The sequence below is a fragment of the Neptunomonas sp. ABH4_499 genome, from assembly GCF_056160565.1.
Window position 1 is genome coordinate 64,389 of record NZ_JBSWXK010000005.1, and the last position, 22,187, is coordinate 86,575.

Genomic DNA, 22,187 nt, shown 5'->3' on the forward strand with positions numbered 1-22,187 from the left:
ATGAATATGCAGCTTTCTAAATGGATTGCCCCTGCGGTGATTACCGCATCTCTGGCTCTTGGTGGTTGTGCAACCACCCAAACACAATCTCAATCCCAATGGGTGAAAATGATACCGGTCGGGAGCTACCAACCCAAAGAGTCCGCCTTAGATAACGTACCGGCCGATACATATCAAAGCGCCATGGCGGGTAATGTTGACGACCAACTGATCCTATCGGACATGTTTGCTTTGGGGTATGGCGACATTCCACAAAATGACGATGCGGCAAATTACTGGTTGGCTAAGGCGCTTGAGTCAGGTGACGCTAAAGCCTATATGACCCTAGGCGTTCGTTTATGGAGCGGCATGGGGCTGCCAGAAGATAAAGCCAAAGCGATTGAAGTATCGACACTTGCCGCGGATAAAGGCAACCCACAGGCGATGCAAAACTTAGGTGTGATCTACCTAGATAGCTCTGAGCAATGGTTTGATGAGCAAAAGGGGATGGATTACCTATTAAAAGCGGCTGAGCTAGGTGATGTTAATGCGGCCAATCGACTGGGTAACTACTATCGCTTTGGTCTCCATGTTGAACAAGATGCGCAAAAAGCCAAGGAGTGGTACCAAAAAGCCGCCGATAAAGGGCAGGCTGAATCCCTGTTTTACTTAGGTGTTTCGTATCTGTACAGCCAAGGTTCTGAGCAAAACGTGTCCTTAGCCCATGATTACCTGACGAAAGCAGCAGAACAAAATTACCCGTTGGCGTTTGGTGTTTTATCGCAAATGTATCTGCAAGGTTATGGTGTTGAGCCTAACCCTGAGTACGGCATACGCTTGCTGGCCCGTGGCGCAGAATTGGGTGATGCGAAGGCACAATTTGTACTGGCGGTTCATTATGACGCTGGTCAAATCCTGCAGAAAGACCCGGAGCAGTCAGTCTACTGGCTGACTCAGTCGGCTGAACGCGGCAACTTAGATGCCATGGCATTTCTGGGGCAGAAATATCGTTTTGGAGAGGATGTACCCAAAGATTTAGCCAAAGCTAAAGACTTGCTGGAAAAATCGACGCTATCAAGAACGGGTATAGCTGCTCAGAACCTTGGGTGGATGTACGCCAATGGCGAAGGTGTCGAGCAAGATTATGCCAAAGCGTATGGTTATCTTTACATTGCGACGGCGTTGAATTCTGAAATGGAAGAGGATCTCAACGAGATCGCGCCTAAGCTGTCCGAATCAGAGCGTGCGCAAGCGAAAAGCCAAGCCGAGCAGTTTTTGCAAAACAGCCAAGCACAATAAGTTTTTGAATAACCCCGATGGCTCTCTCGCTATTGGGGTTTAACCATGTGATCTTAAAGGATGAGATTATGAGAACGATAGGGAATTTGATTTGGTTTTTACTGGGTGGCGTCATTATGGGCCTAGTGTGGTGGTTGTACGGCCTGATTGCCTTCATCACCATCGTGGGGATTCCATGGGGACGCGCCTGTTTTGTGATGGGTAAATTCTCCTTCTTTCCGTTTGGCAAAGAAGCGATCAGTCGTAAAGAACTCACTCAACAGGATGATATTGGTACCAGCGCCTTAGGCACCATTGGTAACATCATCTGGTTTATCTTTGCAGGCTTATGGTTGGCGATCGGTCACGTGTTCTCTGCCATCGCCTGTTTTATTACCATCATCGGGATTCCATTTGGACTTCAACACTTAAAATTGGCCGGTATAGCGATCTCGCCGATAGGGAAAACCGTTGTATCCAAAGAGGTTGCTCGCGCTGCTCTGGCAGGTAATGCGAAGGCAAGTGTTGAGAGTCTGAGAGGGTAAGGAAACATCGATCAGTTGGCGGGTTTGCGCCAACTGATCTTAAATCAAACCAAGCAGTACTATTCTTTAAACACAAACGTTGCCGTCACCGGTACATTAGTGGCAATAGCGCTAAGTGCAGCGACGCTTTGTAACTCTCCAATCCCTTTATCCAACCCAAAGTCTGCTGCATTTAACAGAATCGGGCTTTCGGTGCTTACCATAACGGCCCCCTCCAAAGCGGTAATGCGAAGCGATGCATCATACGTTAGGTTTTTGCCATTTAAGGTTAGACTTATAGGCAGTTGGACGACTTTAGATACACCTTCGGTCACATCGGCCATCACCTCATTAGGGATGTCGGCGGTGATTTCGGCCGTTGGGTTTTCTGTCACCTTAAAAAGCATGTCGCGCATCCGCTCGTTGCGGATCGGGATAGCGGTTTCAACGCTGCTTAAGTCAATATCGACCTTGGCGGTTCCAGCATCCGTATAGGCACCAGAAAGGGCGGTAAAGTGGTGATTTTCAGCAATCGCGTTATTTTTGATTGAAGTGAAGTACAGGCTAGATTGTTCCGTATCCAGTTGCATATCGGCTATGGCAGCGCTTGCGGACATGGCTAGAAGAGCAGCACAGAAGCTCCGTTTCAACATAGTGAGATCCTTATTTTATTTGTGGTTTTGCCAAACCTCGACTGCATGGCAGAACCTGTTTGACGCGATCTCTGCTAAAAAGCTCCGTAAAAAACCATATTCACGCCCAAAGTCTAATTTTTATAGCCATTACGACTTTGTTGCTAGGCGTGCTTTTGTTAGGTGCTTGGCCTCTGCACTCATTGGGTCATCTGGCCATGGGTGTTTTGGGTAGCGGCCCTTCATCTCTTTTTTGACTTCCGGATACGCGTGCTGCCAAAAGTGTGCAAGGTCCTGAGTGATCTGCAAAGGCCGTCCTGCTGGTGATAACAGGTGTAATTTGATCATAACCCGTTCTGCAATGACGGGCGTTTTGGCCTGACCAAACAAGGCTTGTAATTTGACCGACAACACCGGGGTGTCGTCTTGGTAATCGAGGGTGATCGATTGCCCGCTTGGGACTGTGAGGCGCTCTGGGGTTAGTTGATCCATCGCTTGCATCTGCGGCCAAGTTAAGCGCGACTGCAGCGCACTTAACAGGTCCACTCGTTCAAGGTCCGCTTTGGTTTTAACATTCGCCAAAAAGGGACCGAGCCAGTCATCGAGTTCCGCAAGCAGAGTTTGCTCAGAAAAATCAGGCCATTCAAGGCCTGTTTGTTTTAAGGCATTTAAAGGCTGATCTTGATGGAGTGTGCTGATTAACTGCGCGCGTTTAAGCCAAGTTTGTACCTTATCTGTTGGGCGTAAGGCCGATAGACCCGCTTCTTGAAGGTAGGAAACAACCGCTTGGGTGATGGTCTCTTTAGGCAGGTTTTGGACCTTCTGAGTTCCAAGAAGGTGCGCGCCAAAACGTGTTTGTTCCTCGGCGATCAGTTTGTGAGTACGTGTACACCAATGAATGTGGGTTGTGGTCTTGATCTGATCTTTAAAGAGTGAAACCACATCGGACTCATCAATGGGGCTTGCCATCATTACTTGATCAACGGCTTGGCCTTCGCGTTGGCGGCTTTCGGCAATGGCGATCCACTCGCACTTCGCAAGCGAATCGCTTAATGATACTTCGGCTTGGCGACCATTGGTTAGGCGAAAGAGTCCAGGTTTAATCTGCTTGGCGACGCGATCTGGCCACGCCAACGCGACTAACGCCCCAATGGTGTCAGTGATATGTATCGTGGGGGCATCAGGGCTTTTGGGCGCTAAGCGAGTTAGCCGATCGATGGATTGCTTAATTCGTGCACGTAAGGCTCTAGGCTCTTGCTGGCCCGCGAGCCAATCAAGTCGGGATTCAATGTGAAGACCAAGCTCGGGAGTTGGGTCTTTCTCTTGTAAAAGGGCGGCGAGCTGGCAACCCAGCTTTGTTTGGTTCAACGCCACGGCACTAAGAACCAAGTGGGCCAATCTTGGGTGTAAGGGCTGCTCAGCAAGCTTCTCGCCATGTTCGGTTAGCACTAACTGGTTGGTTTGTGGGTTCTGTTTTAGGGCGCCCAGTTGTTGGAGTAAGTCACACGCTTGCTGGAAGCGGCCAGGGTTTGGGGTGTCTAGCCAATCAAGCTCATCGAATGTGCTGCACCCCCAACGAAACAGCTGTATGGCCAGCGGGGTTAAGTCGGCTTGGGTAATCTCAGGTGGGGTGAAGGCGCCGCGGCTTTGATGGAAGGATTCATCCCATAAACGGTAGCACACACCGGCCTCTAAGCGGCCCGCACGGCCCGCTCGTTGTTTACACGCTGCGCGCGAGGCCTGTATGGTCACTAAGCGATTCATGCCCGTTACCGGGTCGTACAAGGCTTGGCGTTGAAGGCCTGCATCAATAACAACGCGTATCCCTTGTATGGTTAAGCTGGTTTCGGCAATGTTGGTGGCCAAGACCACCTTTCGATGCCCAGTCAGGGCGGGTTGTATCGCTTTTTGCTGATCCTCAAAGGGGAGGTCGCCATACAGGGGCGTAACTTCTACCGTATCGCCTAAGGCGGCTTTTTGAAGCGCCTCTTCAACACGGCGAATTTCACCTTGCCCAGGTAAAAATACCAAGATCGAACCTGCCTCATCACTCAGTGCTTGCTGAACGGTATCGGTGACTGCTTTTGTCAGTTCCGAAAACGTTGGGCGACGTGACGAGAAATAGGGCTTGTACCTTACCTCGACAGGGTAAGTACGCCCTTCGCAGAAGAGTGCTTTAGCATTGGGTAAAAAGCGGATGAGTTGATCATTATCGAGCGTCGCCGACATGACTAACACATGAAGTGGGTCATCTTCCTCACGAAAAAAGTCACGACTTTGCTGAACCAATGCAAGGCCAAGGTCAGCATCTAAACTGCGCTCATGAAATTCATCGAAAATCACCATGCCGGTCGACTCTAATGAAGGGTCACTTTGCAGCATTCGAAGTAACACGCCTTCGGTAACGACCGTAATTCGGGTGTCTTGGCTGGTTTTTGACTCAAAGCGCATCCGGTAGCCCACTGTTTTACCCACCGGTTCACCCAGAAGTTCAGCCATGCGAAGCGCGGCGGACTTTGCGGCTAGGCGTCTAGGTTCGAGCATCAGTATCGATTTTTTCGAAAAGGCCGGGTGCGCTAATAAAGCCAAAGGTACTTTGGTGGTTTTACCAGCACCAGGTTCTGCGTTAAGGATCAGCGTGTGATGGGTGGATATGGCTTCAAGAAGCTCTGGAAGCACCGCATCGATGGGCAATGATTGCGTCATGATATGTCAAAGATGAGATATACAGCAGGCCAAATGCGACCTGCTGTTAACGAGCCTGGTATGGCTTAAAGCCCTTCGTAGGCCAGTAAGGTAAATACAGGAATGCCGGCATCTTGAATGCGCGCCGAGCCCTGCAAGTCGGGAAGGTCGATCATCGCGGCGCTTTCAATCACTTCGGCACCGAGTTTTTTGATCAGGGTGCAGGCCGCTAAGATGGTGCCGCCTGTAGCAATCAGATCATCAAAGACCAGAACTTTGTCGCCAGCAGAGACGGCGTCTTTTTGCATCTCTACAACCGATGTGCCGTACTCTAAGGTGTATTCTTCGTGAATGGTTTCACCCGGCAGCTTGCCTTTTTTGCGGACCAATACCAAAGGAAGCTGCATCTCGTACGCCATGATCGAAGCCAGCAAAAAGCCGCGTGCATCGATGCAGGCAATGTGAGTGATTTCTGTTTCCATGTAGCGTTGGATAAACGCATTAGCAACCATCCGAAGTGCTTTAGGATCTTTAAAGATAGGCGTAATATCACGAAACATCACACCTGGCTCTGGCCAGTCTGGTAATGTACGGATTACAGATTTGACGTAAAACTCGTCATAAGACATGGATGGTTGACTCCTGAAATTACGTGGCAAATAGGCCACTTACAAACACAACCGCTAAGTATATCGGGTTCTTGCGAGTGCGCAAAATACGGTATGCATCATCCGACTGTCATTTGGTTTCGGTAACGTCTCAGTGTGGATCGCTAAGTCTCGAATAATAAGGAGCACAAAGACGATGAGCGCGTTTGAACAAGCGTTTTTAAAACACTACCTCACCTTTGGTTTAGGCTCGATGCCCAAGTCCGATGTGGATGCATTGGTCATGCACTTATTGGATAAGCACGGTTTGGATGGCTCGCCGCCGTTAGCGGTATACAGTCATCAGGCGGTCAGCGAAATGTTAAAAACCCCTGTGTCTAAAGTGAAAAAACTGCGTTATGACGCGGCGCTCAAATTTGGGGGAGATATCGAAGAGGAGGCGAAAGCGCGCCTGTTAGCCTCGTTGGATCGCGCGGTGTTTGAGCTTGAACAAGACCGTATTCTTTTAATCATCGAAGATATGCTGGCCAAACATTGGTTGCAGGGGCAGCTAAAAGCGCAGCAGCAGGTGTTTGATTTTTCGCTCAACTCCGAAATGATCAAGGTCTCGGCCGAGGGCTTATTTACTGTACTTGATGTCGTGTTTGATTCAGCGGAAGTGGCTGAGTTTAAAGAGGGTTACGAAAGCGCCAAGGAGATTCAGGATAGGGCGGAACGCCAAGCCTACTTTAAAGGCGTGTTGCGTCGTTTTGTTGAGTCGGCGGCCAAAGCGGCTGGTGCCGGTGTATTGGCTACCTTGGTTACTCTGTTAGGATCTTGAAATTACAGGTAAGTACTTATGTTGACGCAGCTCAATGTTTTTAAACCTGAATAGAGGTTTAATGGACTCGTTGGGTTACACAGAGATGGCTACTCTTTGTGCAACATTAGGCGCCGGGCACAGGGAACTGCCCGGCGTTTTTTATTGTGCCTAACACACATGCGAACTTGTGAAGATTGTGTTTTCGTTGATCAATAAAAAAGCCCTGATAACAATGCGTTATCAGGGCTTTTTTATGTTGGGTCTCGATTTACAGCGTGAGTGTTTGTGCTTGTTCCTCTTCTTCACCTACGCACTCGCCAGAGGCAATCATGAGCTCGTCCATATCCAGTAGGCGAATCTCTTTGCCATCGACTTCAAGGAGTCCGTTTTTCTGGAAACGCGTAAAGATTCGGCTTACCGTTTCGACCGCCAAACCTAGATAGTTACCGATCTCGTTACGAGACATAGACAGACGGAAATTGCTTTCAGAGTAACCACGGGCTTTAAAGCGTTGGGACAGCTTCAGTAAGAAGGTGGCGATGCGCTCCTCGGCGTTCTTTTTCGAGAGCAGCAGCATCATTTGCTGATCTTCACGGATCTCTTTACTCATGGTGCGCATCACTTGGCGACGTAACTCAGGCAACTGCCCACACAGGTTGTCCAAGTTATCGAATGGGATCTCGCACACGGTCGTGGTTTCTAAAATCTTAACCGAGATAGGGTACTCTTGGTGATCAAAGCCGCTCAAGCCAACCAGCTCGCCAGGGAAGTAAAAGCCAGTTATTTGCTCTTCACCTTCATTGGTAAGGGTATAGCTTTTCACGCTGCCTGCCCGAATGGCATACACAGATGTAAAACCCTCACCTTGATGGAACAGGTGCTCTCCTTTTTTCAACGGACGACTTTTATCGATGATGTCATCCAGTCGATCCATTTCTGTCATGTTGAGTGACACGGGTAAACAGAGAGAGCTCAGGCTGCAGTTGCTGCAATGAGCTTGGTGAATGCTGCGAAGTTTCCCTTCTTTGGCGGTATCAGTCATGACCCAATCCTGTAAATAGTGGTAAAGGTTTTCGATGGATTCATCAAAAACCCTACAGATTATGTACCAAATAATCGTTTGTTTGAATGGTATATTAGATAATTCTTGAAAAACTCTGCACCTTTTGAGCTTTCGGTATGTAGGCATCAAATGCCATACAGATGCGCCTGATTAACAAGCGCCCTGCCGGGGTAACGAACAGTTTTTCAGGGCTACGTGTGATCAGCTTATCGGCTTCAAAACGCGCTAGCTCTTCTTCGGCATCAAAGAAGTAGTCTTTAAAACACATCCCAAATTGCTGCTCAACATGTTGAATATCCAGCTTAAAGTGGCAGATCAATTCGGTGATCACGTGACGACGGATGTGATCGTCTTGATGTAAGGTCACACCACGGCGTATGGCGTGCCCGCGTGTTTTGACCGCGTTTGCCCATGCATCTACTTCGTGTTCGTTTTGGTAGTACACATCGCCAATTTGGCTGATGGCCGAAACGCCCATCGCTACCAGATCACATTGTGCGTGTGTCGTATAGCCTTGAAAGTTACGATGCAGGTGGCCTTCGCGCTGCGCTTTAGCAAGCTCGTCATCCGGCTTGGCAAAGTGATCCATCCCGATGTACACATAACCGGCTGCCAGCAGTGTGTTTATGGTGGATTGCAGAATTCGCAGTTTTTCCGATGGAGAGGGCAGAGCTTCTGCATCAATCCGACGTTGTGGGCGAAAGCGCTCTGGCATATGGGCGTAGTTAAACACCGATAACCGATCTGGACTCATCTTAATCACCGTCGAGAGCGTTTTATTAAAGCGCTCAAGGTCTTGATGGGGTAGGCCGTAGATCAGATCCATATTGATGGATCGAAAACCCAGTCGGCGCGCTTCATCAAGAATGGCTTGTACCGATTCGATGCTTTGTTCGCGATTAACGGCTTTTTGCACCACAGGGTCTACATCTTGGATACCCAAGCTTATGCGGTTAAAGCCGATCTTTCGAAGGCGAGCTAAGGTGTCGAAGGTGACCTCGCGCGGGTCAATTTCGATGGAGTAGTCACCCTCGTCGTCATCGCGTAATCGAAACGCCTGACGAAGCTTGTTCATTAAGGCTTCCATTTGATCATCACTGATGAAGGTGGGGGTGCCGCCGCCCCAATGAAGCTGGTCAACCAAACGGTTTTCACCGTATAGGGCTGCCATCTGATCGATCTCTTTGAATAAGGTTTCTAGGTAGGGCTCAGCGCGATCTCGATTACGAGTAATCACCTTATTGCAGGCGCAGTAGTAACACACGTGCGCACAAAACGGGATATGCACGTAAAGCGAGAGAGGTGCGCTTTTGTCCGCCGTTGTTTGACCGGTTGTGATCAAGGATTGAGGGGTTAACTCTTGATCAAACTGTAACGCTGTGGGGTACGATGTATAACGAGGACCCGCTAGGTCGTATCGGTTAATAAGGTCTAGATTCCAAGCGATGGCGGAAGGTGATGACACGGGAAGCCCCCTTACTGCAGTAGAGTGGCTCTATTCTAGAGAAGCTCTGACACCAAAACCTTGATACGGATCAATGTTCGCTGGGCAGGGTGTTAATTTTCGATTAAGCTAAGCCAGCCTTGCCATGGGAAAGAAGCCAAGCCCATCAGTATCACCAAAAGCCCAGAAACACGTGGCATCCAGGATGTTTGCATCAACTGCTTGATGTTGTGCGCGATGAGGCCCGTGGTCAGCATGGCCGGCAAAGTACCTAAGCCAAAGCACAGCATCAACGTTGCGCTACTGACGGGGTCGCTAGCGCCAGCGCTCCAGACCAAAGTGCTGTAAATAAGACCGCAAGGCAGCCAGCCCCAAAAAAAGCCCAGTAACATGGCCTGTGGCAAGCTTTTTACCGGCAGCAAGCGGCTCGCAGCTGGTTGAATCAGAGACCAAAGCCCTTGGCCTGCTTTTTCGAGATAGGTGAGTGCTCTCCACCACTGGCCGATATAAAGTCCCATCAAAATCAGCATGAGCGCGGCCAGTGTACGAAGCACCAAGGCTGAAGTCATTGATTGACTGAATAACCCTAACGAGCCCACCAGTAAACCGGCGAGTGTGTAACTGAAAATGCGGCCAGCGTTATAGCCCAATAGAAAGCGAAAGTGGTTACCTGAGAGTGCCATTGAAGCAGCTATACCGCCACACATCCCCAAACAATGGGTGCTGCCAAGAAAACCTAACAGAAGTGCCGATACAACCGTAAGGTCAAAACTCATGAAGTCGCGTCCGGCCCCTGCGCGTTCGAACTCTCTTTAGGTGAGTTTGTGGCGGCTTTATCCTTAGGGATCAGGTGTTCATCGTTTTCAAACAAAATGCTGTGCGCAGGCGATTCCAGATCATCAAACTGCCCTGTATTTACGCTCCAAAAAAATGCCCAAACGGCGATGCCTGCCAGTACGATGGCTAATGGAATCAAAAAAAATAAAATCTCCATAGGGGCCTCTTTGGTGAGAATGCTTGTTAGCGCGTTTGCTCAATCAACGGCGCCACCGAGCGCGGTTGCGTATTATGTACAAGTTTGGTTTTCGATAATCGTAATGCGTTGCCCACTACCACTAGAGAGCTAGCAGACATCCCAATTGCAGCCATATAGGGGGCGATGAACCCGGTCGCGGCAAGCGGGAGTACCAACACATTATATCCCAGTGCCCACGCAATGTTTTGACGAATGATCGCGCGTGTTTTTCGGGCAAGCCGAATACCTTCGACCAGTCGGGTTAGATCGCTACTGATCAAAACTGCATCGGCATTGGTTTTGGCTAAATCGGTGGCACCGCCCATCGCAATCGATGTCTGCGCGCCGGCCAAAACCGGTATGTCGTTAATACCATCGCCCACCATGATGACATTCGCCCCCTCGGATTGGCGTTGTTGCACTATATCTAGCTTCTCTTTCGGGGAGACGTTTCGATGGATGTGTTGAATGCCAAGCGTTTGCGCGACTGATTCAACGGTAGGGGAGTGATCACCTGTGAGCAGTTCAACTGTTAATCCTAACGAGTGCAGGGTTTGGATGGTGCTTGCCGCTTCGCTACGAATCCGATCACTCAATCCAAACCAAGCCATAGGGCCTTCTTCGCTACAAAGGAGCAGCCACTGACTTGATCTGTCCGGCGCGCTATCAAGTTCAAGGGTGCCTCCGCACAGCTGCGATGCGAACACAGGCTTACCGATGCGGTAGCGCTTCCCTTGGATAACGCCCTCAACGCCTTCTCCGACGGTTGTCTCAATCTGTGTGGCGGACTCTTTTGCAAACGGCTTAAACGCTTTCGCGATGGGGTGCTCGGATTGCGCTTCGAGTGCCCCTGCGATGGACAGAGCAAACTCAGAGGTGATACTTTCGATTGGCTGTGTATGGGAAAGCGATAAATTGCCCTCAGTCAGTGTGCCTGTTTTATCAAAGATGATGTGAGTTGCTTGCGATAAACTTTCAAGCACGTGACCGCGAGTGATCAGTAAGCCTTGTTGGCGCAGTGTGCCAGTGGCGGTGGTTAAGGCGGTGGGTGTGGCCAGTGATAACGCGCAAGGGCAGGTGACAACCAAAACGGATAGGGTAATCCAAAACGCATTGGCTGGCTCAATTTGCCACCATATGGTGCTCACAAGTGCTGCAGTGATCAACACGGCTGCGACAAAGCGACTGGCAACGGCATCGGCAATCTGAGCAACTTTGGGTTTTTGTTGCTGTGCACGGTCCAGAAGGCGAACGATCGCGGAGAGGCGAGTATCCGCACCTACTTCGGTGATTCGCACTTTAATGGGGTTCTCGACATTAATCGTACCACCCACGACGGTATCGCCTGTTTGTTTGCGGGTGGGTAAGTATTCGCCGGTCAGCGCTGATTCATCAATGGAGGAGTGGCCTTCGGTTAAAACACCGTCGGCTGGGATGGTATGGCCTGGTTTAACCAGCACAAGATCCCCAGGTGTCAGCTCAGTCGAGGGGATCAGGGTTTCGCACTCGCCGTTCAGTCGGGTCGCACTGGTGGGTATGAGGTTCAGTAAGGCATTACCGGCGCGGCCTGTTCTGTGACGGGCTTGCATCTCCAGATAACGGCCAATCAACAAGAAGAAGGTAAACATGGTGACGGAGTCATAATAGACCTCGCCGGTTTGAAACACTGTTGCCCAAACACTGGCCACATAAGCGGCGCCAATCGCAAGGGACACCGGAATATCCATGCTCAGGTGGCGCGTTTTTAGGTCGCGAAGAGCGGCAATAAAGAACGGCCTTGCTGAATAGAGCACAACAGGGGTTGCAATGATTAAGCTGGTCCAGCGTAAGAAGGCTTCGTATACCGGCTCGATCCCCTCCAGGGCGCCCGCATACAGCGCCATCGCCATCATCATGGATTGCATCATGCCAAGGCCTGCAACGCCTAAACGACGGATGGCTTTCTTCTTCTCGGTTTCGAGGATCTGCTCCTCTTTGTCCGGATGATAAGGGTGTCCTTGATAGCCGATCTGATAGATGGCTTTCATCAGCTGACTGAGCGTTGTTTTATCATCATCCCATCGCACCCGCGCACGATGGTTGGTTAAGTTCACACTGGCCGATTCAACACCGGCTTGCGCTTTTAAATGATGCTCCAATAACCAGACACATGCCGCGCAGGTGATCCCTTCGATCACCAACATAGCTTCCTTGATAGAGGGCTGTTCTGGGTCGGGGTAGGTGACAAAGCCTGTTTGCACCGATGAACTGTCGTACAGGGCAAGTTCGTCCGTAAGCTCAGAAGGGAGCGCTTTGCCGCTGATTTCTGGGCGGATGTTCAGATTGGATTGGCGGTGTTTGTAAAAGCCGTCTAAACCGCTTTCAGCGATCATCTCGGCGACGGCTTGGCACCCCAGGCAGCACATTTCACGCGGCTGACCTTGGATTATCGCGGTAAAATCACTGCCTTTGGGGATGGCTTGTCCGCAGTGAAAACATGAATTACTCATTCAAACACCTAACCCTAAGCCTTTTGGAGTCATAGATACCTTAAGGCGACTACTGGACGGCCGTTGGGGTCATAAGTACTTCTTTGCCAGCGTAAGGTGGCTGAATCTCTTGTCGAAGGTGCCAGGCTTGATCTTCAGGGAAGAGGAACAGAAAGCGCTTACCCTTTAGCTCAGATGTCAAAAAACCGCTGTAAATGGGCTGGCCGGGTAGGGCTTTTAATGTGATCGCTTGGTCATATTGCTGGTGGGTTGGGTGAACAACATCCAGCGTTAAAGTTGCAGGCCACTGCTCAAAGTCACCGTTCATCACGACTTGAACATCACCTGTTACATCATCCATGCGCACTTCGGCCGTTAGGTTGTGCTCGATGGCGTTCTGGTTTTTTTCGGAGTTGACCTCGTAGCCTCGGGCGATGCGGTAGTAATCATCCTTTACCACGCCATCCATCGTCACAATCGATAAATACAAAAAGACAAAGCCGTAGATAAACACGGCGATGAGTGGGATCAATAAAAACCATAACCAAGGCTGTTTGTACCAAGGTTTTATGGCGTCTTGTGCGTCTGTCATACATCTAACCTTATCAAAGGCGGCTAATGCGCCACCTGCTAAAACACTATCGGCTTTGCAGCGGCCCGATAAACCGGTTTTCTTTGGTAATCTCAATGCCGCTGCCATCAATGGCTTGGGCGGAGATTTTTAAATCAAAACTGCCTTTGGCGAGTTGATCCTTATCAACGGAGCAGCGAATTAAAACTTCGGCCAGCTCCCCTGGTGCCACTTTAATCGTTTTGGGCGCGAAGAGCTCGATATCAACGCCCGCGGGGCCAACCGCCGAAAGGGCATACTCGTGAGCCGCTTGCTCTTTATTGGCCAGTTTTAGCGTGTAAATGTTTTCGATCCGATTATTAGTGGCCTCAACGTACAACTGGCCCCGGTCTCGGATCAGTTCCAGTTCGACCGGTACGCGTGTACCTAATGTATAGGCAAACGCACCACACATCACTATAAGGACCGCAAAATAACCAATCAGGCGCGGGCGGAAAATGTGGGTTTTCTTGCCTTCAAGCTCATGTTCGGTGGTGTAGCGCACTAAGCCGCGCTCGTAACCCATTCTGTCCATGATGTCGTTGCAGGCATCCACGCAAGCGCCGCAGGCGATGCACTCATATTGCAGGCCATCACGAATGTCGATACCTACAGGGCATACGTGAACGCAATTATCACAATCGATACAAGCGCCAAGCTCTAGCGTGCTTGGATCAGCACTTTTTTTGCGTTTGCCGCGTGGCTCACCGCGTTTCTCATCGTAAGAGATGACCAAGGTGTCTTCATCAAACATCACGCTTTGAAAACGGGCATAAGGGCACATGTAGATGCATACTTGCTCGCGTAGCCAGCCGGCATTGGCATAGGTGGCAACGGCGATAAAGCCGATCCACCACGTTTCCCAAGGGCCTAAGTTCCAAGAAAGCAGGTTAGGGACCAGTTCACGAATAGGGGAGAAGTAGCCTACAAATGCAACGGCCGATGCCAGTGCGATAATGAGCCATAAAACGTGTTTTAGGGTTTTCTTTTGCGCTTTGGAGAGTGAAAAAGGCGCTTTGTCCAACTTCATGCGGTGGTTGCGATCCCCTTCGGTGATGCGCTCCGCCCAGATGAATAACCAGGTCCACACAAACTGTGGGCAAGAGTAGCCGCACCACAAGCGCCCAGCAAAGACCGTCACGAAAAAGAGAACAAATGCGAGAATAATCAGCAGCCACGACAGCAGCATAAAATCTTGTGGCCAAAAGGTCAGGCCAAAAACATGAAATTGACGATTAGGGAGGTCGAACAGTACAGCCTGGCGGCCATCCCATTGAATCCAGGAGAAACCGAAGAACATCACCAGCATGAAGGCGCCAGAGATGATGCGAAGGTTTTTGAATAAACCCTTATAGAATTTGACGTAGATGTGTTCGCGCTTAGCGTACAGATCGTAGCTGTCGTCTTTGGGTTTCTTTGGGTCTGTTACATCTTTTACGGGTATCTGGTTCATGCCTGTGCTCGCAAGCTGAAACGTGGATCGTTTAAAAACGATATTTATTAGATATTTTTAATGTTAGCACGCTCCTAATTGAAAAAGGCGATAAGAGATATCTTATCGCCTTTTGTCTTGATGGTTGTCAATTACTGCTTAGACAAGCTGTAAACATACGCCGAGATCAGTTTGATCTTATCTTCACTCAGAAGGTCTTGGTGCGCTGGCATTACGCCGGCACGACCTGCACGAATCGAGTGGGAGATATCTTCAAAACTGCCGCCGTACAACCAAGTATCGTCCGTTAGGTTAGGCGCGCCTAGCATCTGCATACCGGTACCATCAGGTGCGTGGCAGGCGGTACAGAACATATCGAACTGTGTTTTACCGCGAGCGGCCATTTCGGCATCCGCTTCAAGACCGCTTAAGCTGCGAACATAGCTTGCCACATCACGTACGCCTTCTTCTTGTAGGACTTCGCCCCACGCAGGCATCGCACCTTGGCGACCGTGAGTGATGGTTTGCACAATCGTGGCTGGGTCGCCACCGTACAGCCAATCGCTGTCAGTCAGGTTAGGGAAGCCATACGCACCGGTAGCCGCTACGCCGTGGCACACAGAGCAGTTGTTCGCAAACATACGTGCACCCATGCGCAAGCCTTCGGCGTTGTTTGGATCTTGCAGTTCCTCAATGGACAGAGCCGCATAGCGGGCAAAGGTCGGGCGGTACACCTCTTCGGCGTGCGCCATCTCTTCTTCCCACTGGCCAGCCGAGGTCCAACCCAGTAAGCCTTTAAAGTTACCAAGGCCTGGGTAAAGCACTAAGTAGACCAAACCAAAGATCACAGTGCCCATAAAGAGCATAAACCACCAGCGCGGTAACGGGTTGTCGTATTCGGCAATGCCGTCAAACTCGTGACCTAAGGTCTCTTCGGTTTCCTCTTTATAGGTTTCGCTTTTACGCGTCTGAATGAGCAGCCAAGCGCATCCTAAAATGACTGCTAGGGTAATGACGCTTACCCACATGCTCCAAAAAAAGCTCATTTTTCGATTCTCCTGTCACTGGCGATCTCTCGTTCGGTGTCTTGCTCCTCTTTGTCATCTGCAAAGGGCAGTTGAGAGGCCTCATCAAAACGCTTCTTGTTACCGGGCAGTAGCACCCAGATAAACAATCCCACGAATGTGATGAGCATGATCACCGGAATGAAAGGGCCGTAAACATCGTAACTCACAAGTCTTTACCGCTTATTGTTGTAGACAGAATGGGTTTTACCCAACGCTTGCAGATACGCCACCAGAGCGTCGATCTCATATTTGCCTGAGACCTCCTCTTGTGCGGTTTCCATCTGCTCGGCGGTGTACGGTACGCCCAGCTTTTTCAAAGCGGCCATCTTTTTAGCGGTTTCCGCGCCCGTTAGCTGGTTATCAAACAGCCAAGGGTAAGAGGGCATTTTGGACTCAGGTACGACGTCACGCGGGTTATACAAGTGGGCACGATGCCAGTCGTCGGAGTAACGTCCACCAACACGCGCAAGGTCAGGACCGGTACGCTTAGAACCCCAAAGGAAAGGGTGCTCCCAAACGTGCTCGTTCGCGGTAGAGAAGTGACCGTAGCGTTCGGTCTCGGCGCGAAATGGACGAATCATCTGGGTGTGGCAAACGTGGCAGCCTTCTTTGATGTAGATATCGCGACCTTCCAGCTCAAGTGCAGAGTAGGTACGCAAACCATCAATCGGCTTAGTGGTTTGGGCTTGGAAAAACAGAGGGACAATCTCTGCCAAGCCGCCACCGCTGATCACTAAGATGATCAGAAGGATCATTAATCCAATGTTCTTTTCGATCGTTTCGTGTTTGATCATGATTTTAGCTCCTTACCACTTATGCCGCTTGCGCCGCTGCATCAGCAGTCGGTGCGTTGCTGTTCTTGCGAACGGTTTGCCAAGTGTTAAAGGCCATCAACAACATACCCGTTACCCAGAACATGCCGCCAATCCAGCGCACCAGGTAACCGTAGTGAGAGGCTTCTAGGGCTTCAACGAAGCTGAACATCAGTGTGCCGTCTTCGTTAACAGCACGCCACATCAGACCTTGCAGAATACCGTTAACCCACATCGCACAGATGTACAGAACCGTACCGACGGTCGCTAACCAGAAGTGCGTATGGATTAAGTTGACGCTCCACATCTGAGCCTTACCAAATAGGCGAGGGATCATATGGTAGGTCGCACCGATGGAGATCATCGCAACCCAACCAAGAGCGCCGGCGTGAACGTGGCCGATGGTCCAGTCCGTGTTGTGAGAAAGCGCGTTAACGGTTTTGATCGACATCATCGGACCTTCGAAGGTCGACATACCGTAGAAAGACAGGGATACAACCAAGAAGCGCAATACAGGATCCGTACGCAATTTATGCCATGCGCCAGATAAGGTCATCATACCGTTGATCATACCGCCCCAAGAAGGCGCCAGAAGGATCAAGGACATAACCATCGCAACGGACTGAGTCCAGTCAGGCAGAGCCGAGTAATGAAGGTGGTGACCACCGGCCCACATGTACGTGGCGATCAACGCCCAGAAGTGGACGATGGATAAACGGTAAGAGTAGATAGGACGTTCAGCTTGTTTTGGTACGAAGTAGTACATCATCCCGAGGAACCCAGCGGTCAGGAAGAAGCCTACAGCGTTGTGCCCATACCACCACTGAACCATGGCATCCACAGCGCCAGGGTAAACAGAGTAGGATTTCCACATGCTCACAGGCATTTCCATGCTGTTAACCACGTGAAGCACGGCAACCGTAATAATGAACGCCATGTAGAACCAGTTACCGACATAAATATGGGAGGTCTTTCGGTTCTTGACAGTGCCTAAGAACACAATGGCATAGCTGACCCACACCACTGTAATCAGAAGGTCGATTGGCCATTCCAGCTCGGCATATTCTTTAGCGGACGTAATGCCCATCGGCAGCGTAATGGCTGCGAGCACAATGACCGCTTGCCAGCCCCAGAAGGTAAACGATGCCAGCGCATCGGAGAACAACCGGGTTTGGCAGGTGCGCTGTACAACGTAGTAAGACGTTGCAAATAACGCAGAACCACCGAATGCGAAGATAACCGCATTGGTGTGAAGCGGACGGATCCGTCCGTAAGTTAGCCAAGGAGTGTCAAAGTTCAGTGCGGGCCATACCAGTTGGGCTGCTATCAGCACCCCCACGGACATGCCGACGATGCCCCATACCACCGTCATAATGGCAAACTGGCGCACAACTTTGTAATTATAAGTTGGGTGTTCAGTCACAGTGCTCATGTTAGGTTCTCATCAAAGCTCAGTTTTACAAATAGAGTTCCAAAATCATTATCTGGAAATAAATATGCTCGTTCAACGCAGCCAAAAACAGGTTTTATGAGTGATTAATTGGAACCCAAATAGCCATGCTTAGACTGTTTTATTGTCGTGTTTCGTTGAATTGACTATTTTTAACTTGCTGATATGTAAGGAATATTCTGTTTATTGGAATCCTTATTCAATTTTAACACAGAAGCTAAAAACATCATTTTGACCTTTAGTTCTGCGACTTTAGAACCAAGGAACTAGTCTATAATGCGTGGTTTGCTTGATCTGCATCAACGGGTTTTAAGGGGCGAGGAAAGTGTCAGTTAATGAAAACATGACGTATATCAAAAACGGTTTGCCAGTAAAAGCGAGGATTGTGCTGCTTCACGGTGCAGGGGCACCAATGGACAGCGACTTTATGGAGCAGGTTGCCTCGCTTTTAGCCAGTGAATCGATCGAAGTGGTACGTTTTGAGTTTGCTTATATGGCAAAAAGACGCATCGATGGTAAAAAGCGACCTCCGGCCAAAGCGACAACATTAATCCCTGAATTACAAGAACATCTTCAAGTACTTAACGACGATACACCTATGTACTTGGTGGGCAAGTCGATGGGCGGGCGCTTATCCACCTTAGTGTTGGATGAGAGTCCGGCAAGGTGTGCGTTTGTCTTAGGCTATCCATTTCATCCATTAGGTAAGCCCGATAATTTGCGCATCAATCACTTTGTGGGTGCTCAAAAGCTTGTGAAGATCTATCAAGGCACGGAAGACCCGATGGGCAAACAGATTAAGGTCAGTGGCTTAACGTTAGGGGAGGTTGTACACCTTGAGTGGTTTGAAGCAGCCAATCATGATCTTAAACCGCCAAAGCGTTCTGGTTTTACTCAGGAGGCTTACTTAAGTCGTATTTGTGCCGATATTCTTGATCATATTCAAAAGGATGCCGGATAATTTCGGTCGGATTGATAGCATCGTTGCGTCTAATTTGAGACAATGCTGCACGATTTTTGAGGAGACGTATGACAGATCTACACGCCGACCGAACTTTGGATGCTACCGGCTTATATTGTCCAGAACCTGTGATGATGTTGCACAACAGTGTCCGTGAGATAGAATCGGGTCAGATTTTGCTTGTGATCGCTACGGATCCTTCAACAGAACGAGATATTCCTAAGTTTTGTACCTTTTTAGGTCATGAGCTGGTCGCAACCGGCCATGAAAACGACATATTTCGATATTATATTCGCAAAGGCGAAGATTAAGATGGGTCACTGAGCCCACTTTAATGGAGCATTGATTTACTAAGGACACCCGCATCAGTGATCAACGATGATACCTTGGCGGTTACCGAAACCGTTTTGCAAAGTACCCAAGCGTTAATCGATGAGTGTGAGGCAAGGCTCACACGCTTGGAGAATCACCTGCAGACTCCCAGTGAATCTAAAGCACCATCGGCTAAGGCCGAAACAAAGAATTTGAACGTTAACACCAATGATCGCGCGATCGAGAGAAAAGTTGTGAACGACGAAGCAACCCGTACAAACAAAACAAAAACGAAAAACCGAGCTGCCAACCAAGCAGCACTCAAACTGCTGATGGATACGTATCCTCAAACGTTTAATAAGGATGAGGTTAAGCCTCTAAAAATCGGTATTCAGGATGATCTGTTGGCGGATGAAAAAGTCGCTAAAAACAAGATCAAGCGCGCACTGGCTTCTTACGTTCGCTCGCCTAACTACTTCCGCGCCATGGTTGAAGGTGCCGATCGTGTCGATCTGGCTGGCGAGGCGGCGGGTAAAGTCACGGCTGAAGAAGCCGAACACGCCAAGCAGCAGCTCAAAGCGTTCCATCAACGCCGTAAAGAGCAGCAAAAAGAGCAAGAAAAGCAGCGTAAAGTTCAAGAGCGCGAAGAGCGTATCAGCAACAAGCTGGAACAGCTTGTGTCTATGAACAAGCGCTAAGCGAAATTCAGATGTTAAGAAGGGGCTAATAAGCCCCTTTTTGTCGTGGTGCGTTTTGGGTCACTGTTAACCGTCGTTCTCGTGGATGATAAAGGACAGTAATTTAATCGGCACCTCGATCAACTTCTCTGGTCCGTGCGATACCGCAGGGTCAAACGACAGCGAATCCCCAGGCTCCATATCGTAGAGTGAGTTTCCATGGCGGTAGACAATCTTGCCCTCAAGTAGATGAATAAACTCATGTCCTGGGTGAGTAAAGGTAGGGAAGACCTCGCTGGCATCATCCATCGTAATCAAAAAGGGTTCAAACACCTGATTGTCACTTTGGCTTAATAGCTGATAGGTGTGGCCTTTTTCGGTTCCACGGCGTACGACCTCCATCCCTTTACCGGCTTTGGTCAGTTGGGCTTTACTGTTGGGCTGATCGTAGCTTGAAAACAGCTGCGATATGGGCAAACCAATCGCGTCGCACAAACGGCTTAACGTATCCAAGCTGGTGGACACTTGTGCATTCTCAATCTTACTGACCATACCCTGACTGATGTTGGCGATCCGAGCGACATCGGCAATTTTCAAATCTTGCTCAATCCGCTTTTTTCTGACTTGCAGGGCGATGTGATTCTCCAGCTTTAGTTTAGGCGAATCACTGCGCGTATGACTGATCGTGCCCTCATTTAGGGCTTGGGCGTGTCGTGATGGTGCGTTTTTAGGCATTCGTTTTCAAACCTGTTTGCGCTTTCTTCTTCTGATTCAAACTAGCCGATCTTTTAACCCCTTGTAAATCAATAAATTATCTTTTTGGGAAAGTTTATTTCCTAACTGTAATTTGTTGGCAAGGGTCTTGCTTTCCTTGAAGTAATAAAAAATTCTTAACAAGAAAATAAAGGTCGGATCGTTATTTCGGTTCTTTATCTGATATCCAGTGTACTCGGTATCGGCCCGAAGCTGAAATGACATGTGTAACGTTTTGATTACCAACGACCTAATCGCCCAAGGTCACGAGGAGGAAGGTATGAAACCCGAAAGTGTCGAGCGCTTTATCGAAGAGAACGGCATCAAATATGTGCTGGCCCAGTTTGTAGACATCCATGGTGTGGCTAAAACCAAGTCAGTGCCGATCAAAAACTTGGTTGATGTTGTAGAGAAGGGCGCAGGGTTTGCGGGATTTGCGGTCAGTGGTTTAGCGATGGCACCTCATGGGCCTGACTTTATGGCGCGTGGTGATCTATCAACGCTCAGCATCGTCCCTTGGCAACCAGGTTACGCACGTGTCGCGTGTGATGGCTATGTGAATGATGAGCCTCATCCGTACTGCTCGCGTGTGGTGCTCAAAAAGCAATTGTCGCGATTGAAAGAGCGCGGTTGGACGCTGAACACCGGTTTAGAGCCTGAGTTTTATCTCTTTAAGAAAGATGAGCTGGGTAAGCTTCAAACGGTGGACAACACTGACACCCTAGCTAAGCCTTGTTACGACTATAAAGGCTTATCGCGCTCTCGTGAGTTTTTAGAGCGCTTAGTGGATGCGCTTCAAGCAGTCGATTTCGATGTGTATCAGATCGACCATGAGGATGCCAATGGCCAGTTTGAGATTAACTACACCTTCGGCGAAGCGTTGGAATCGGCCGACCGTTTCACCTTTGTCCGTATGGCCGCAGGTGAAATCGCCAATGACATGGGGATCATCTGCTCCTTTATGCCAAAGCCTGCACCGGATAAAACCGGTAACGGTATGCACTTTCATTTATCGATTTGCGATCAAGCCGGTAAAAACCTGTTTAACGATGACAGCGACCGAAATGGCATGGGCTTATCGAAAATGGCGTACCACTTTACGGCTGGCATCTTAGCGCATGCAAAAGCGATCTGTGCATTTGCTGCCCCAACGGTTAACTCTTACAAACGCTTAGTCGTGGGTGGTAATAGCTCTGGGGCAACCTGGGCGCCAGCGTATGAGTGCTATGGCGATAACAACCGCTCGGCACTGGTGCGCGTACCTTATGGTCGCTTGGAGTTCCGTCTGCCGGACTCTGGCTGTAACCCTTACCTTGTACATGCGGCTTTGATCGCCGCGGGCTTGGATGGGATTGATCGAGAGCTCGACCCAGGTGAGCCGATGAACATCAACCTGTATGACCTCTCGCTTGAAGAGATCATCGCCAAAAACATCTCCATCTTACCGCAAAACTTAGGCGACGCGTTAGATGCGCTTGAGAAGGATCAGACCTTTGTTGAGCTGATGGGCAAGGAGATTGTATCCGAATTTTTAACCGTCAAACGTGCTGAATGGACTGAGTACTCGCGTCAGGTTTCCGATTGGGAAGTCGCCAAATACGCCGAGTTTTTCTAA

Annotated in this window: 22 protein-coding genes; 7 read left to right on the forward strand and 15 right to left on the reverse strand. The window is 49.6% G+C overall.

Translation table 11 applies throughout. The features are described 5' to 3' along the window. Positions 1–6: 6 nt before the first annotated feature. Positions 7–1,278: an SEL1-like repeat protein gene (locus ACXAF9_RS06550; protein ID WP_475071936.1), complete on the forward strand. Its 1,272-nt coding sequence runs from the start codon at positions 7–9 to the stop codon at positions 1,276–1,278. A 68-nt stretch (positions 1,279–1,346) separates the two neighbouring features. After that, a complete protein-coding gene (locus ACXAF9_RS06555) occupies positions 1,347–1,802 on the forward strand; it encodes a YccF domain-containing protein (protein ID WP_475071939.1) in 456 nt (151 codons plus the stop codon). A gap of 59 nt (positions 1,803–1,861) precedes the next feature. Here the strand turns inward: ACXAF9_RS06555 and ACXAF9_RS06560 are convergent, their stop codons facing one another. The 3 genes from ACXAF9_RS06560 to ACXAF9_RS06570 all read right to left on the reverse strand — a co-directional run bounded on the left by ACXAF9_RS06560 (position 1,862) and on the right by ACXAF9_RS06570 (position 5,727). Continuing rightward, positions 1,862–2,434: a YceI family protein gene (locus ACXAF9_RS06560; RefSeq protein ID WP_475071943.1), complete on the reverse strand. Its 573-nt coding sequence runs from the start codon at positions 2,432–2,434 to the stop codon at positions 1,862–1,864. A gap of 129 nt (positions 2,435–2,563) precedes the next feature. Next, on the reverse strand, positions 2,564–5,119 hold the full coding sequence (hrpB, locus tag ACXAF9_RS06565; RefSeq protein ID WP_475071947.1) for an ATP-dependent helicase HrpB: 2,556 nt from the start codon (positions 5,117–5,119) through the stop codon (positions 2,564–2,566). 65 nt (positions 5,120–5,184) lie between these two features. Next, positions 5,185–5,727 carry an adenine phosphoribosyltransferase gene (locus ACXAF9_RS06570; RefSeq protein WP_475071948.1) on the reverse strand — a complete coding sequence of 181 codons (543 nt, stop codon included), beginning with the start codon at positions 5,725–5,727 and terminating at the stop codon, positions 5,185–5,187. A 175-nt stretch (positions 5,728–5,902) separates the two neighbouring features. On the opposite strand from ACXAF9_RS06570, the gene ACXAF9_RS06575 reads away from it, so the two are divergent. After that, positions 5,903–6,526, forward strand: a complete 624-nt coding sequence (locus ACXAF9_RS06575) for a hypothetical protein (RefSeq protein ID WP_475071949.1) — start codon at positions 5,903–5,905, stop codon at positions 6,524–6,526. Between the two features lie 250 nt (positions 6,527–6,776). Here ACXAF9_RS06575 and fnr read toward each other — a convergent pair whose 3' ends face one another. The 11 genes from fnr to ccoN all read right to left on the reverse strand — a co-directional run bounded on the left by fnr (position 6,777) and on the right by ccoN (position 17,851). Beyond that, entirely contained in the window at positions 6,777–7,550 is a 774-nt protein-coding gene (gene fnr, locus ACXAF9_RS06580; RefSeq protein WP_475071953.1) for a fumarate/nitrate reduction transcriptional regulator Fnr, read from the reverse strand. A 94-nt stretch (positions 7,551–7,644) separates the two neighbouring features. Next, positions 7,645–9,036, reverse strand: coding sequence for an oxygen-independent coproporphyrinogen III oxidase (gene hemN, locus ACXAF9_RS06585; protein ID WP_475071957.1), 1,392 nt, complete (start codon positions 9,034–9,036; stop codon positions 7,645–7,647). Between the two features lie 92 nt (positions 9,037–9,128). Next, positions 9,129–9,791, reverse strand: coding sequence for a sulfite exporter TauE/SafE family protein (locus tag ACXAF9_RS06590; RefSeq protein WP_475071962.1), 663 nt, complete (start codon positions 9,789–9,791; stop codon positions 9,129–9,131). Beyond that, on the reverse strand, positions 9,788–10,009 hold the full coding sequence (gene ccoS, locus ACXAF9_RS06595; protein ID WP_475071964.1) for a cbb3-type cytochrome oxidase assembly protein CcoS: 222 nt from the start codon (positions 10,007–10,009) through the stop codon (positions 9,788–9,790). The genes ACXAF9_RS06590 and ccoS overlap by 4 nt, the downstream gene beginning before the upstream one ends. Positions 10,010–10,035: 26 nt before the next feature. Continuing rightward, positions 10,036–12,519 carry a heavy metal translocating P-type ATPase gene (locus ACXAF9_RS06600; RefSeq protein ID WP_475071966.1) on the reverse strand — a complete coding sequence of 828 codons (2,484 nt, stop codon included), beginning with the start codon at positions 12,517–12,519 and terminating at the stop codon, positions 10,036–10,038. A 49-nt stretch (positions 12,520–12,568) separates the two neighbouring features. Then, the gene (locus tag ACXAF9_RS06605) at positions 12,569–13,090 is read right to left on the reverse strand and encodes a FixH family protein (RefSeq protein ID WP_475071968.1); all 522 of its coding nucleotides are present in this window, start codon (positions 13,088–13,090) and stop codon (positions 12,569–12,571) included. Between the two features lie 46 nt (positions 13,091–13,136). After that, positions 13,137–14,561 carry a cytochrome c oxidase accessory protein CcoG gene (gene ccoG / locus ACXAF9_RS06610; protein ID WP_475071970.1) on the reverse strand — a complete coding sequence of 475 codons (1,425 nt, stop codon included), beginning with the start codon at positions 14,559–14,561 and terminating at the stop codon, positions 13,137–13,139. A gap of 131 nt (positions 14,562–14,692) precedes the next feature. Beyond that, positions 14,693–15,586, reverse strand: a complete 894-nt coding sequence (gene ccoP / locus ACXAF9_RS06615) for a cytochrome-c oxidase, cbb3-type subunit III (RefSeq protein WP_475071971.1) — start codon at positions 15,584–15,586, stop codon at positions 14,693–14,695. Then, complete coding sequence (locus ACXAF9_RS06620; RefSeq protein WP_475071973.1) at positions 15,583–15,774, reverse strand: cbb3-type cytochrome oxidase subunit 3; 192 nt, start codon at positions 15,772–15,774, stop codon at positions 15,583–15,585. The genes ccoP and ACXAF9_RS06620 overlap by 4 nt, the downstream gene beginning before the upstream one ends. Positions 15,775–15,780: 6 nt before the next feature. Then, positions 15,781–16,401 (reverse strand): cytochrome-c oxidase, cbb3-type subunit II, encoded by a 621-nt coding sequence (gene ccoO / locus ACXAF9_RS06625; RefSeq protein WP_475071977.1) that lies wholly within the window; start codon positions 16,399–16,401, stop codon positions 15,781–15,783. Between the two features lie 19 nt (positions 16,402–16,420). Continuing rightward, positions 16,421–17,851, reverse strand: coding sequence for a cytochrome-c oxidase, cbb3-type subunit I (gene ccoN, locus ACXAF9_RS06630; protein ID WP_475071981.1), 1,431 nt, complete (start codon positions 17,849–17,851; stop codon positions 16,421–16,423). A 343-nt stretch (positions 17,852–18,194) separates the two neighbouring features. Here ccoN and ACXAF9_RS06635 point away from each other — a divergent pair, with 343 nt between their 5' ends. From ACXAF9_RS06635 to ACXAF9_RS06645, 3 genes are all read left to right on the forward strand, one after another. Beyond that, complete coding sequence (locus tag ACXAF9_RS06635) at positions 18,195–18,830, forward strand: alpha/beta family hydrolase (protein WP_475071983.1); 636 nt, start codon at positions 18,195–18,197, stop codon at positions 18,828–18,830. Positions 18,831–18,898: 68 nt separating this feature from the next. Then, positions 18,899–19,141 (forward strand): sulfurtransferase TusA, encoded by a 243-nt coding sequence (gene tusA / locus ACXAF9_RS06640; protein WP_475071986.1) that lies wholly within the window; start codon positions 18,899–18,901, stop codon positions 19,139–19,141. Between the two features lie 57 nt (positions 19,142–19,198). Next, positions 19,199–19,840 carry a ProQ/FINO family protein gene (locus ACXAF9_RS06645; protein ID WP_475071988.1) on the forward strand — a complete coding sequence of 214 codons (642 nt, stop codon included), beginning with the start codon at positions 19,199–19,201 and terminating at the stop codon, positions 19,838–19,840. Positions 19,841–19,906: 66 nt separating this feature from the next. Here ACXAF9_RS06645 and ACXAF9_RS06650 read toward each other — a convergent pair whose 3' ends face one another. Then, on the reverse strand, positions 19,907–20,554 hold the full coding sequence (locus ACXAF9_RS06650) for a helix-turn-helix domain-containing protein (RefSeq protein WP_475071991.1): 648 nt from the start codon (positions 20,552–20,554) through the stop codon (positions 19,907–19,909). A gap of 298 nt (positions 20,555–20,852) precedes the next feature. Between ACXAF9_RS06650 and glnT the strand changes: the two genes are divergently transcribed. After that, on the forward strand, positions 20,853–22,187 hold the full coding sequence (gene glnT / locus ACXAF9_RS06655; RefSeq protein ID WP_475071995.1) for a type III glutamate--ammonia ligase: 1,335 nt from the start codon (positions 20,853–20,855) through the stop codon (positions 22,185–22,187).

Bases quoted from the DNA above. Each gene is read 5' to 3' on its own strand.
- ACXAF9_RS06550 (WP_475071936.1), top strand. From the start codon at position 7: ATGCAGCTTTCTAAATGGATTGCCCCTGCGGTGATTACCGCATCTCTG.
- ACXAF9_RS06555 (WP_475071939.1), top strand. From the start codon at position 1,347: ATGAGAACGATAGGGAATTTGATTTGGTTTTTACTGGGTGGCGTCATT.
- ACXAF9_RS06560 (WP_475071943.1), bottom strand. From the start codon at position 2,434: ATGTTGAAACGGAGCTTCTGTGCTGCTCTTCTAGCCATGTCCGCAAGC.
- hrpB (WP_475071947.1), bottom strand. From the start codon at position 5,119: ATGACGCAATCATTGCCCATCGATGCGGTGCTTCCAGAGCTTCTTGAA.
- ACXAF9_RS06570 (WP_475071948.1), bottom strand. From the start codon at position 5,727: ATGTCTTATGACGAGTTTTACGTCAAATCTGTAATCCGTACATTACCA.
- ACXAF9_RS06575 (WP_475071949.1), top strand. From the start codon at position 5,903: ATGAGCGCGTTTGAACAAGCGTTTTTAAAACACTACCTCACCTTTGGT.
- fnr (WP_475071953.1), bottom strand. From the start codon at position 7,550: ATGACTGATACCGCCAAAGAAGGGAAACTTCGCAGCATTCACCAAGCT.
- ACXAF9_RS06590 (WP_475071962.1), bottom strand. From the start codon at position 9,791: ATGAGTTTTGACCTTACGGTTGTATCGGCACTTCTGTTAGGTTTTCTT.
- ccoS (WP_475071964.1), bottom strand. From the start codon at position 10,009: ATGGAGATTTTATTTTTTTTGATTCCATTAGCCATCGTACTGGCAGGC.
- ACXAF9_RS06600 (WP_475071966.1), bottom strand. From the start codon at position 12,519: ATGAGTAATTCATGTTTTCACTGCGGACAAGCCATCCCCAAAGGCAGT.
- ACXAF9_RS06605 (WP_475071968.1), bottom strand. From the start codon at position 13,090: ATGACAGACGCACAAGACGCCATAAAACCTTGGTACAAACAGCCTTGG.
- ccoG (WP_475071970.1), bottom strand. From the start codon at position 14,561: ATGAACCAGATACCCGTAAAAGATGTAACAGACCCAAAGAAACCCAAA.
- ccoP (WP_475071971.1), bottom strand. From the start codon at position 15,586: ATGAGCTTTTTTTGGAGCATGTGGGTAAGCGTCATTACCCTAGCAGTC.
- ccoO (WP_475071977.1), bottom strand. From the start codon at position 16,401: ATGATCAAACACGAAACGATCGAAAAGAACATTGGATTAATGATCCTT.
- ccoN (WP_475071981.1), bottom strand. From the start codon at position 17,851: ATGAGCACTGTGACTGAACACCCAACTTATAATTACAAAGTTGTGCGC.
- tusA (WP_475071986.1), top strand. From the start codon at position 18,899: ATGACAGATCTACACGCCGACCGAACTTTGGATGCTACCGGCTTATAT.
- ACXAF9_RS06650 (WP_475071991.1), bottom strand. From the start codon at position 20,554: ATGCCTAAAAACGCACCATCACGACACGCCCAAGCCCTAAATGAGGGC.
- glnT (WP_475071995.1), top strand. From the start codon at position 20,853: ATGAAACCCGAAAGTGTCGAGCGCTTTATCGAAGAGAACGGCATCAAA.